We start from the raw sequence: 11,706 nt of genomic DNA on the forward strand, positions 1-11,706 counted from the left end.
TATTGCTGTTAACAACCGGTTAATACTCAAAAAAATACCTATAAATTATTCTTAAAAACCAATTTTTATTACTAAAAATTCTTAATTAAGAGGTACTTGGCACACTATATACTTTATGACATTTACTTAATTTTTCCCCACGAGTCTCGTAATGGTACTGTACGGTTAAAAACAATTTTATCTTCTGAAGAATCTTTATCAACAACAAAATAACCTAAGCGTTGAAACTGAACTTTATCTTCAATCTTCAACGTTTTTAAACTAGGCTCTGCATAAGCGGTAATGACTTCTAGTGAATTTGGGTTAATAAAATCTAAGAAATCTTTTTCTTTGTCTGAATCTGGTGTTGGCTCAGTAAATAAACGATCATATAATCGTACTTCAACGGGTAATGCGTTATTTACAGAAACCCAATGTAAAGTACCTTTTACTTTCCTCTTTGAAGCTTCTGTGCCGCTACCACTTTTACTATCAGGATCATAAGTACAGTGAATTTTGGTGATATTTCCTTCTTCGTCTTTTACAACACTTTCTCCTTTGATGATATACGCATTTTTTAAACGAACCTCTTTGTTTAAAGTTAATCTGAAAAATTTTCTATTTGCTTCTTCTTTAAAATCTTCTTGCTCAATATACAACTCACGAGAAAAAGGAATTTGGCGATATCCGGCATTTTCATCTTCAGGATTATTTTCAGCTTCGAGCCATTCTGTTTCTCCTTCAGGATAGTTGGTAATTACCAATTTTATAGGATTTAAAACAGCCATAACACGTGGTGCTCGTTTGTTTAAATCTTCTCGCACATTAAATTCTAGATGCGAAACATCAATTACATTTTCACGTTTTCCTACACCAATACTAGTTACAAAGTTTTTGATAGACTCTGGAGTATACCCTCTTCTTCTCAATCCTGATATTGTAGGCATTCTTGGGTCATCCCATCCATTTACAATACCTTCACTTACCAATCGTGCTAGTTTACGTTTACTTACAACTGTATGACTTAAGTTTCTACGAGCAAATTCACGTTGTTTAGGACGTAATGTACCTTTTTCATGTACTTGGTCTAAAAACCAATCATAAAGTTCTCTATGAGGTAAAAATTCAAGTGTACAAAGTGAATGTGATACACGTTCTATATAATCACTCTCACCGTGTGTCCAATCATACATTGGGAATATTTTCCAGTCGGTTCCTGTTCTGTGGTGACTTTTATGCAATACACGGTACATAATAGGATCACGCATAAGCATGTTTCCTGAAGTCATATCAATTTTTGCACGTAGAGTATGTTGCCCTTCTCCTACTTCACCATTTTTCATTTTTTCAAATAAATCTAGGCTTTCTTCAACAGGACGATTTCTGAAAGGACTTTCGGTACCGGGAGTATTGGGTGTTCCTTTTTGTTCGGCAATTTTTTCTGAAGATTGTGAGTCTACATATGCTTTTCCGTCTTTAATCAATTGTACAGCCCAATCATATAACTCTTGAAAATAATCTGAAGCATAACATTCTTTAGCCCATTCAAAGCCTAACCAAGAAACATCACGTTTAATTGCATCAACAAATTCTTGTTCTTCTTTAATAGGGTTTGTATCATCAAATCGTAGATTAACAGGAGCTTTGTAACGCTCACCCAATCCAAAATTTAAACAGATAGAAGAAGCGTGACCAATGTGAAGATATCCGTTAGGTTCTGGTGGAAAACGAAACCGAAGATCTTCTGGTGTATGTGATTTTGTTAAATCTTCTTCAATGATATGTTCTATAAAATTAAGCGGTGCTTCTTCTTTTGCCATGATGGGTATATTTTCCTTCTTTAGGAATTTAATTATCTATTATAAACTGAGTTAATTGATTTGCTTATTAGAAATAAACAAGTAGCAAAGGTAAAAAAAGTATCTTTGCAAAAACAATTTGCATGAGTACAATACGCTTAAAAAACATTCGCATTTTTGCTAATCACGGTTGCCTTACTGAAGAAGAAAAAATAGGAAGCGATTATATTGTTAATTTAAAAGTTACTGCAGATCTTTCAAGAGCTGCAAAAACAGATGAGCTGGGCGATACGGTAGATTATGTTCAACTACAGCGTATAGTAAGAGAGCAAATGGCAATTCGTTCAAAATTGTTAGAACAGGTGGGGCAACGTATTATTGATGAAATTTTAAAAGAAATAAAATTGGTTGATTCGGTACGCGTTCGGGTTTCAAAAATAAATCCTCCTATTGGTGGTGATGTAGCCGAAGTAAGTGTTAGCATGTCATCAAGAAGGTAATTTCAATTTAATTTAGGAAAATTCAGTTTAATTTTTTTACATTTGCAAACCTTACTGGCATCGTGGCCGAGTGGCTAGGCAGAGCTCTGCAAAAGCTTGTACAGCGGTTCGAATCCGCTCGATGCCTCAACAAAACCTTCTTTCATAGCTTGATTGAAGGTTTTTTTATTGCATAGGCTCTTCTACTGGTGGAATGGGTTTTTCTAAAGGATGTTTAGGTCCTGGAATGCGCTCCAAATTTGATTTCATTTCATCTGGAAAAATACCTTGCAATAGTAATGCTACGCCAAAGCCTGCAATTAAAATACTTACCCACTTTTTAGTTTTTATAATAAAGCGTGGCGTCATTTTACTTTTTAGCTTTTTGGCTAATGAAATTTTTAAAACATCGGTACAAAAAAATGTGATAAGTACGGTTAATAAAAAGAAGAATACTCCATTTTTTGAACTAGTCAATGCATTTGCCATAATTATAGTACCAATCCATCCGGCTAAAACACCGAAGTTTACAAAGTTTAATAGAAAACCTTTTAAAAATAAACTTCCTAATTTCTTTTTAACCTTTACAGCATAATGCTCTCGTACTATTTTAAAAAAAGATCGATTGGTTCGTATGTATGAAATAATTCCGTAGGCAATTAAAACCACGCCGCCAAAAATGAGTAGCCCTGGATCGTCTTTTACTTTATCAAGAATTTTACTGGTACTAAAATAGGCTATTACAATGAAGACAATATCTGCAAAAATAGCTCCTAAATCAAAAAATAACCCTGCTTTAAAACCTTTTGTAATACTGGTTTCAATAAGGGTAAAAAAGACAGGACCTACCGCAAAAGCAAGTAGGAACCCATAAAATGCTGCATATCCAATACCATCAAACATAGTATTGTAAAAGTACAAATATCTTTATACTTGAAAACGCTTTAAGTAACTATTAATTCACAATGCGAACAGTGCCGCCTGCAAAACTCTTTTTCTTTACTTCTTTAGGGTTTCCGTACACAGTAACATTACCTCCTGCAGTTACTTTTATATTTGCTTTGTCACTAGCATTAATTTCAGCTTCGCCAGCTGCAAAAAGTTTTAAGTTGGTGTCTTGGGTTTGTAAATCCATTGCCTCGATGATACCGCCGGTTCTAATGGTAATGTCTTGAGATTTAGCTAACCCGGAAGCTTCAATTATTCCGCCAGTCACGGCTTTCATTTCAATATAATTTACTTTTAAGCCTACCCTAATTTTTGCTCCTTCTTGCGAACGTAATTCTATTTTATTTTGGCTTATAGCTTCGTTTGCAACTATTATTGATCCTTCATTGGCATCGATTATATTAATTTCGGTGTAGTGAACTTCAACAAAAGTTTCTTCTCCATCAAAACGTTCGTCTAATTGCATTCTGATTTTTAATTTTCCGTTGTCATTGATAATTTTAACGCTTTCGGTGTTTTTACCTTTAATAACAACTTTGTTTTCTTCGGAAGGAATTAAATTTACTTCAATTAAATCGAAAACTTTTAATTCATCAAAATCGCCTATGTTTTTTTCAACCATACGTTGAGAAAATGCTGAAAAGGTTATGAATGCGATAAGAATTGTAGATACTAATTTCATAATTAAGTGGTTTGGTTTTCTATAAAGAGTCCCTTTTAATTAATATGTTACACTTATTTTTCAATTTCTTTTCTACTACCTAACATAATAAAGTCTAGATGCTTTCTAACTAAGTCTGCGTTTTTTACTTTTACATAAACCTCGTCTCCTAGCGTATATTTATTATGTGTTCGTTGTCCTATTACTGCAAATTCGTCTTTATCAAATACGTAATGATCATCTCTTAAATCATTTAATCTTACCATTCCTTCACATTTATTTGATATAATCTCTACGTAAATTCCCCACTCGGTAACTCCAGAAATTACTCCAAGAAAATCTTGATCCTGATGATCCATCATATATTTTACTTGCATGTATTTGATACTGTCGCGTTCTGCATTGGCAGCCAAGTTTTCCATATCACTAGAATGACTACACTTATCTTCATATTCTTCTTGTTTGGCAGAACTTTTTTTGTCTAAATAATGCTGTAATAATCGATGTACCATAACATCTGGATACCTACGAATGGGTGATGTAAAGTGTGTATAATAATCAAAAGCTAGCCCATAATGACCAATGTTATTAGTTGTATATACTGCTTTACTCATACTTCTTATTGCAAGTGTATCAACTAAGTTTTGTTCTTTTTTACCTTCTACGTCTTTTAATAATTTGTTTAATGAAGCTGCGGTACTTTTTCGGTCACGAGTGTTCATTTTATAACCAAACCTTTTTATGATATTTTCTAGCGCTGCAATTTTTTCATCATCTGGTTCATCGTGAACGCGATACACAAATGTTTTTGGTGGGTTTTGTTTTCCTATAAATTCTGCAACGCTGCGATTGGCCAAGAGCATAAACTCTTCAATTAATTTATTAGCATCTTTACTTTCTTTAAAATAAACGCCTTCCGGTTCGTTGTTTTCATCCAATTTGAATTTAACTTCTACTTTATCAAATGAAATTGCACCGTGATGCATGCGTTTTTTCCGAAGTATTTTTGCTAATCGATCCATTTCTAAAATTGCTGATGCAATGGCCGGATCTACTTGATATGTTTTTCCTGTAAGTGAGGTTTGAGAAGGAATTTCGTAGTTACTATCATCAGGATTTTCAATAATGTGTTGTGCTTCTTCATAAGCAAAACGTGCGTCACTGTAAGTAACTGTACGTCCAAACCATTGTTTTTTCACTTCTCCTTTTTCATTCATTTCAAAAACTGCAGAGAAGGTATATTTTTCTTCATTGGGTCTAAGTGAACAAGCATTGTTTGATAGCACTTCTGGTAACATAGGTACAACACGGTCAACAAGATATACAGACGTTGCCCTTTCATAAGCTTCGTCATCGAGGATGGTTCCTGGTTTTACATAGTGTGAAACATCTGCTATATGAATTCCTATTTCATAATTTCCGTTTTCTAGTTGTTGAAAAGATAAAGCATCATCAAAGTCTTTTGCATCTTTTGGATCGATAGTAAAAGTTAACACATCGCGCATATCACGACGCTTTTGTATTTCATCACTTTGTATGGAAGTATCTAATTGATTTGCAAACGCTTCAACATCTGCAGGAAATTCATACGGAAGGCCATATTGAGCTAGAATAGCATGAATCTCGGTATGATGTTCTCCAGGTTTACCTAATACTTTTTTTATGATACCAATTGGTGAATCTGCTTTGTCTGGCCAGTCTGATATTTCAACCAAAACTTTCTCTCCATTTTTTGCTTTACCAATATTACTTTTTGGTACAAAAATATCGGTATACATATTTGTATTATTGATTTCAACAAAAGCAAAATTTTCATGAATATCAATCACACCTACAAATTCGGTACGTTTACGTTGCAGAACTTGGGTGATTTCACCTTCCATTTTTCCGCGTTTTTTTCGTTTAAAAGCATACACTTCAACGACATCACCGTGTAGGGCTTTGTTTAAATTTTTGTTTGTTATAAAAATATCTTCTTCTAGATCTTTAATAATCACATACCCTTGACCACGACTAGTGATATCTACTACACCGGTGTAGTAGTTTTGAGAAGGAGCGATGATGTATTTACCACGTTCAATTTCTTGAATGGTCCCTTTAGATTGAAGTTGTTTTAACTTTTTTGTTATTTGGTTTCGGCTGTTGGGATCATCAAAACCTAATTTTGAAGCAATTTGTTTGTAATTATATGGCTTACCATTTGCTTTTCGTAGAATTTTAATAATGCTTTCGCTAAGCCCTTTTATTTTATTTTTTTTCTTCTTCTTATTTCTTTTTGGCATTTTGTTGTTTTAGTTAGTGTAAATGTACTATTATTAAGACAATAGCGTGTTTCATTTAGGAAAGATTTAGTACCTTAGTAAGACACTAATAACGTTATTTTAAAGCTATGGAAAACTTTGTTACCGTTGCTACTTTTACGTATCAAAGTGAATACGCAGTTCTTGCTTTGTTATTACAACAGCATGACATTCCACATGTATTTTTAAATGAGACCATGGCAAGTGTTTTTCCTTTTTATTCAAACGCAATTGGCGGCATACGTTTACAAGTACACAAAAAGGACGTGACACGTACTCGTAAAATCATTTCAGAATTTGACAATACCTCAAAATTAAAAATCGTTTAACTTATAAACGTTATCAACAATATAATAATCATCTTTTTTCTTTTTTAAAATTTTTAAATAAATAATGATGGTTATTATAAGTTGTTAATATGTGGAATAACTTTTTGAAGATTTTTTTTGAATTTAAGTTATTGTATATTTTTTACTATTTATTAACATAGTTTTAAGAATCTTTTCTTCTGAAAAATAACGAAATACAATCTTCAATTAACAGCTGTCAACAATCCATGTTAACAACCTATTTTTAATATTTTTTTCTAAGGAAGCTGTTTGAAAGTTATTATTTGATGCTCATAACTTGAGCAAAAAAGTTGCAGTTAAAATTTGCACATCAAAAAAGAAAAGACATATGAAATTTATAATTCAATTTCACAACTTTTTTTCTTGAAAAACTATCAACAAAAGTAAACACAGTTGTTAACTTTAACATGAACTAAAGTTTAATAAAACGTAAAGAATTGATTTTTAATTTGAAACAGAAATTTTGCTTATAATACCGTTATCTTTGTCATAAAATAAACAACATGAAAATAGCAATAGGAAACGATCACGCCGGTACAGATTATAAAAATACGATTGTAACGTATTTAAAATCAAAAAACTATGAAGTTATTAACTATGGAACAGACTGTAATGAAAGTGTTGATTATCCAGACTTTGTTCATCCGGTAGCCAGCGATGTAGAAAATCAAAAAGTAGATTTTGGAATCATTATTTGCGGTAGCGGTAACGGTGCAAATATGACCGCCAATAAACACCAAAAAGTACGCTCAGCTTTATGCTGGACCAAAGAAATTACAGCCTTAGCCAGAGAACATAATGATGCAAATGTTTTAAGTATTCCGGCACGATTTACAAGTGAACCACAAGCATTAGAAATGGTAAAAACTTTTCTTTCTACAAAATTTGAAGGCGGTCGTCATCAAAGACGTGTAGAAAAAATTGCATGCTCATAATTTACTAAGTTAATGGCAACTACAGATAACCATCCTCACGATCATAAAGATCTTAAGGGTAGAAACTTACTTATAACAATAGTTTTAAATATTGTTATTACAGTTTCACAAGTTATAGGTGGTTTGCTTTCCGGAAGTCTTTCCTTACTAAGTGATGCTCTACATAACTTTAGTGATGTAACTTCGTTAATAATAAGTTATGTAGCAGATCGATATTCAAAAAAGGAAGCATCCTTTGATAAAACCTTTGGGTATAAACGTGCCGAAATTATTGCAGCTTTTGTAAATGCAGCAACTCTTTTACTAGTTGCTGTATATCTTATTTATGAAGCAATAAGAAGGTTTATTAATCCGCAAGAAATAGAAAGCAGCTTAGTTATATGGCTGGCTTTGTTAGGGATTGTAGCAAATGGTTTTAGTGTGTTATTACTTCATAAAGATTCAAAAGAAAATATGAATATGCGATCTGCCTATATTCATTTGTTTACAGATATGTCAGCTTCAGTTGCGGTATTAATTGGCGGTTTATTAATGAATTATTTTGGGTGGTTTTGGGTAGATAGTTTACTTACAGTTTTAATTGCTTTATATTTATTGGTAGTAGGTATTGATTTGCTTAAAAACTCATTTAATGTATTAATGCTATTTACACCTAAGGATATAAAACTAGAACGCATCAGTAAAAAAATAACAACCATTTCTGAAGTAAAAAGCATTCATCACATTCATGTATGGCAATTAAATGAACAAGAAAGACACCTAGAAGCTCATATGGAATTTTCAAAAAATTTATCCCTTTCTGAATTTGATGAAATTTTAGAAAAAGTAAAAAAAATACTTTTTGACGACTTCGGAATTAATCATGTAAACATTCAACCCGAATTTCAAAAAGACGATTCAAAAGATATTATTGTTCAGGATTAAAAATAAACTTAATGGAAATCACCATCAAAAAATTTGAAGACTTATCCATTTACGAACTGTATGATATTTTACAGCTTCGTTCTGAAGTATTTGTAGTAGAACAAGATTGCGTGTACCAAGATATTGATGGAAAAGATGCAAATGCTCTGCACATTATTGGAAAAAAAGATGGAAAAATAATAGCTTATACACGTTGTTTTGCACCGGGATATTATTTTGATGAAGCAGCTATTGGTCGTGTGGTAGTCGCAAAAGATCAACGTAGTTTTAAGTACGGTCACGATATTATGGATGCTTCAAAAAAAGCCATAAAAAAATATTATCACACCGAAAATATTAAACTTTCAGCACAACAATATTTAATTAAATTTTACCAATCTCATGGGTTTCAACCTATTGGTGAAGGATACTTAGAAGATGGTATCCCACATATTGCAATGGTTATAACTTAATGAGTTTTTTATCCATATTAAGATGCTCAAGCATTTCATTGGTAAACTTATAATGGCCACGTCTTGTAATGATTTTAAAACGCTCATTACGCATACGTGTTAATACATCTAGAAAGCGCCATTTTGATTTTAAAAGATTGGTTCTATCAGACTTTAAACTTACTTCAAAATAATGTTTAACGCCTGCTCGCTCCGCTACAATATCTGGAGTAATACTTACATCACTTCCTTTCTTATTGTACGATTTAGGGGTCTCATAGCCTTCAATATCGGCCTTAATATTCTCAAATCCTTTGTTCTCTAAATACGTAACAGATTCTTTAAGAACTTCGTCGTTTTCCTGCTTATCTCTTTGTACCATAACCCATATTATACACAAAATATGTCATTATTGCTATTAAAATTATGTTAATACCTTGTGTTTATATCCTTTTTTCCTTTAGAAACAACCGTTTTGTTAAAAGGAATTCCTAATTGTGTACCAATACTTTGATCATTGGTATGGTCGGCAAGATCTACGCCATATTGAATTTTTGAAACGTCATCATACACAAATGTACCAAACAATCGATCCCAGATTGAAAACATATTTCCGAAGTTACTATCTGTCCAGGGCATTTGAAAATGATGATGAAATTTATGCATATTGGGCGTTACAAATAGATAACTTATTCCTTTATCTATCGATGTCGGTAAACTAATGTTAGCGTGTGTCCAGTATGTGAAAAGCACACTTAAAATGCGATAAAAAAGATAAAATGCAATTGGCATTCCCATAATAATAACAGCAATAATTGCAAAGGTTTCTCTTATAATAAAATCAAATGGGTGATGTCTTGTACCTGTGGTAACATCTACATGCTTATCGCTATGGTGTACTATGTGCAAACGCCACATCGCCGGAATTTTATGTAGTAAATAATGAACTAAATATTGAGCAATAAAATCTAATACTAATAAAGAAAGGAGTAATTCTACCCAAACCGGTGCTTCAACTAGGTGTAATAATCCAAATTGCGTATCGTGTAACCAAATAAACACTGCTGCAGTGGCAATACCAAAAATAGCATTGATTATCATTACAAAAGCCAATAGAATAAGATTGGTTTTTGCATGTTTCCACTTTTTATACGGTAAACGAATTAAACTATAATATCCTTCAAGAATCCAAAAAAACGCTAAAACAAAAAATACCCAGCCGGCTTTCATCCAGATGGGCATAGTTTCAAAAAAGCGCAGAAAGGCTTCCATTTACTTCAAAATCTTTTGGTAACGGTTGTTATCATTTAATACTGAAACAGCTTCTAATATTTCAGGATTGTTGTTTAAATGATATTGATACATTCCTTCTCTATAAAAATAACGTTTTAAGATTTCATCACTCAGCAGAGATTTTATTTCGGCTTTTTTTGCGAGTAATTCTTTTTCTTTGGCTTTGTCAACTTCTGCCATTAATTGGTTATAACTTTGTGTGATAGATTCTTTTAAATCATCATCTTCTGCTCTTCTAAGCGCTTCAGCAAATTCTTTTTCGGTATCGGTTTCATACTCAAAGTTATTTTGCTTTAAATAGGAAGTAAAATCTTGAAAATCTTGGTCTGTAAACTCAAAAGCTGAATAGTCTGTTAATTCATTTGAATAGTAATACTGTGTTGCATAATCAAAGATTGCCATGTCTTTTAACAATGCCGTAGTAATGGGGCTATACTTTGCAGTTTCTAGTTCAATATCTGGTAAAATACCGCCACCATCATAGACAGAGCGACCACCTTTGGTTTTAAACTCGTTATATTCTTCGGTATCTTTTCTTATGGGATCACCATTTTCATCCCGGTGCCAATAATCTAACGCTTGAATGCAGCGTCCGCTAGGTGTATAATAACGTGCGATGGTTACTTTAAGCTGAGTTCCGTAAGTTAGTTTTTTAGGACGCTGAACGAGTCCTTTCCCAAAACTACGGGCACCAATAACAACAGCGCGATCTAGATCTTGTAACCCTCCAGAAACAATCTCACTTGCCGAGGCACTACGACCGTTGATCAATACTACTAAAGGAATTTCAGTATCTACTGGTTCAAATTGGGTTTTATATACTTTGTTGTATTTTTCAATAACCGATTTTGTGGTAGTAATTACTTCGCCTTTATTTACAAATAAATTAACTACATTAATTGCTTCATTTAAAAGTCCGCCGGGATTTCCACGCAGGTCTAATATCAACTTATCAGCGCCTTGTAATTTTAAATCTTCTAAAGCTGATTTGGTCTCTTGAGTTGTTTTCCTATTAAATTTACTCAAAACAATGTACCCAATGTTATTGTCTAGCAACTTATAAAACGGCACCGCATTTACACCCACCTCACCTCTGGTTAGCGTTGTGGTTTCGGTTTTTCCTTGCCGCTTATATGAAATAGAAACTGTACTTCCCTTTGCTCCTTTTAGTAATTCGCCAGCATCTCCATCAAAACCCGCAACGGGAGTATCACCAATTTTTATAATTTCGTCTCCGGCTTTTAATCCTGCTTTATCTGCAGGAAAATCTTGAAAAGGCTCTATGATTATGATTTTATCTTTTGTAGTTCGTACAGAAGCACCTATACCGGTATACGTGCCTGAATTTTGAATACGAGCATCTTCAACTTCTTGTTCGTTCCAGTAAACAGTGTAAGGATCCAGATCTTCTAGCATTCCGTTAATAGCTTTATCCATCAACGTAGCCGGTGTTACTTCGTCCACATAATTCATGTTTAGCTCTTTGTAGAGCGTAGTGAAGATTTCTATTTGTTTAGCAATTTCAAAGAAATCACTTTTAAAACTCACCGTTGTAAACATGATAACCACGGCGATTATTGGGATGAAGATTTTCTTTTTCATGGTGT

At 33.0% G+C, this 11,706-nt stretch carries 12 protein-coding genes and 1 tRNA gene; 6 read left to right on the top strand and 7 right to left on the bottom strand.

Going from position 1 to position 11,706, the window contains the following annotated elements; translation table 11 throughout:
* Window positions 1-122: 122 nt before the first annotated feature.
* The gene (locus INR76_RS04095; protein ID WP_223109389.1) at window positions 123-1,799 is read right to left on the bottom strand and encodes a glutamine--tRNA ligase/YqeY domain fusion protein; all 1,677 of its coding nucleotides are present in this window, start codon (window positions 1,797-1,799) and stop codon (window positions 123-125) included.
* A gap of 122 nt (window positions 1,800-1,921) precedes the next feature.
* On the opposite strand from INR76_RS04095, the gene folB reads away from it, so the two are divergent.
* Together folB and INR76_RS04105 are read left to right on the top strand one after the other, a co-directional pair.
* Entirely contained in the window at window positions 1,922-2,278 is a 357-nt protein-coding gene (folB, locus tag INR76_RS04100) for a dihydroneopterin aldolase (protein WP_223109390.1), read from the top strand.
* A gap of 56 nt (window positions 2,279-2,334) precedes the next feature.
* Window positions 2,335-2,405, top strand: a tRNA-Cys gene (locus INR76_RS04105).
* 38 nt (window positions 2,406-2,443) lie between these two features.
* Here the strand turns inward: INR76_RS04105 and INR76_RS04110 are convergent.
* From INR76_RS04110 to rnr, 3 genes are read right to left on the bottom strand one after another with little or no spacing between them, the layout of a single operon-like run.
* Entirely contained in the window at window positions 2,444-3,160 is a 717-nt protein-coding gene (locus INR76_RS04110; protein WP_223109391.1) for a LysE family translocator, read from the bottom strand.
* 52 nt (window positions 3,161-3,212) lie between these two features.
* On the bottom strand, window positions 3,213-3,887 hold the full coding sequence (locus tag INR76_RS04115; RefSeq protein WP_223109392.1) for a head GIN domain-containing protein: 675 nt from the start codon (window positions 3,885-3,887) through the stop codon (window positions 3,213-3,215).
* A gap of 53 nt (window positions 3,888-3,940) precedes the next feature.
* The gene (gene rnr / locus INR76_RS04120) at window positions 3,941-6,148 is read right to left on the bottom strand and encodes a ribonuclease R (protein ID WP_223109393.1); all 2,208 of its coding nucleotides are present in this window, start codon (window positions 6,146-6,148) and stop codon (window positions 3,941-3,943) included.
* Between the two features lie 107 nt (window positions 6,149-6,255).
* On the opposite strand from rnr, the gene INR76_RS04125 reads away from it, so the two are divergent.
* From INR76_RS04125 to INR76_RS04140, 4 genes are all read left to right on the top strand, one after another.
* Window positions 6,256-6,495 (top strand): DUF2007 domain-containing protein, encoded by a 240-nt coding sequence (locus INR76_RS04125; RefSeq protein ID WP_223109394.1) that lies wholly within the window; start codon window positions 6,256-6,258, stop codon window positions 6,493-6,495.
* A 524-nt stretch (window positions 6,496-7,019) separates the two neighbouring features.
* Window positions 7,020-7,451 carry a ribose 5-phosphate isomerase B gene (rpiB, locus tag INR76_RS04130; protein WP_223109395.1) on the top strand — a complete coding sequence of 144 codons (432 nt, stop codon included), beginning with the start codon at window positions 7,020-7,022 and terminating at the stop codon, window positions 7,449-7,451.
* Between the two features lie 12 nt (window positions 7,452-7,463).
* Window positions 7,464-8,375 (top strand): cation diffusion facilitator family transporter, encoded by a 912-nt coding sequence (locus INR76_RS04135; RefSeq protein WP_223109396.1) that lies wholly within the window; start codon window positions 7,464-7,466, stop codon window positions 8,373-8,375.
* 11 nt (window positions 8,376-8,386) lie between these two features.
* The gene (locus INR76_RS04140) at window positions 8,387-8,827 is read left to right on the top strand and encodes a GNAT family N-acetyltransferase (protein ID WP_223109397.1); all 441 of its coding nucleotides are present in this window, start codon (window positions 8,387-8,389) and stop codon (window positions 8,825-8,827) included.
* On the opposite strand, the gene INR76_RS04145 is transcribed toward INR76_RS04140, so the two are convergent.
* The 3 genes from INR76_RS04145 to INR76_RS04155 are packed head-to-tail and all read right to left on the bottom strand — an operon-like array spanning window position 8,817 to window position 11,701.
* Window positions 8,817-9,188 carry a hypothetical protein gene (locus INR76_RS04145; RefSeq protein WP_223109398.1) on the bottom strand — a complete coding sequence of 124 codons (372 nt, stop codon included), beginning with the start codon at window positions 9,186-9,188 and terminating at the stop codon, window positions 8,817-8,819. The genes INR76_RS04140 and INR76_RS04145 overlap by 11 nt on opposite strands.
* Before the next feature lie 47 nt (window positions 9,189-9,235).
* Window positions 9,236-10,078 carry a sterol desaturase family protein gene (locus tag INR76_RS04150; protein WP_223109399.1) on the bottom strand — a complete coding sequence of 281 codons (843 nt, stop codon included), beginning with the start codon at window positions 10,076-10,078 and terminating at the stop codon, window positions 9,236-9,238.
* A complete protein-coding gene (locus INR76_RS04155; protein WP_223109400.1) occupies window positions 10,079-11,701 on the bottom strand; it encodes a S41 family peptidase in 1,623 nt (540 codons plus the stop codon).
* Between the last annotated feature and the right edge of the window lie 5 nt (window positions 11,702-11,706).

The sequence above is a fragment of the Marixanthomonas sp. SCSIO 43207 genome (genome assembly GCF_019904255.1).
GTDB lineage: Bacteria > Bacteroidota > Bacteroidia > Flavobacteriales > Flavobacteriaceae > Marixanthomonas.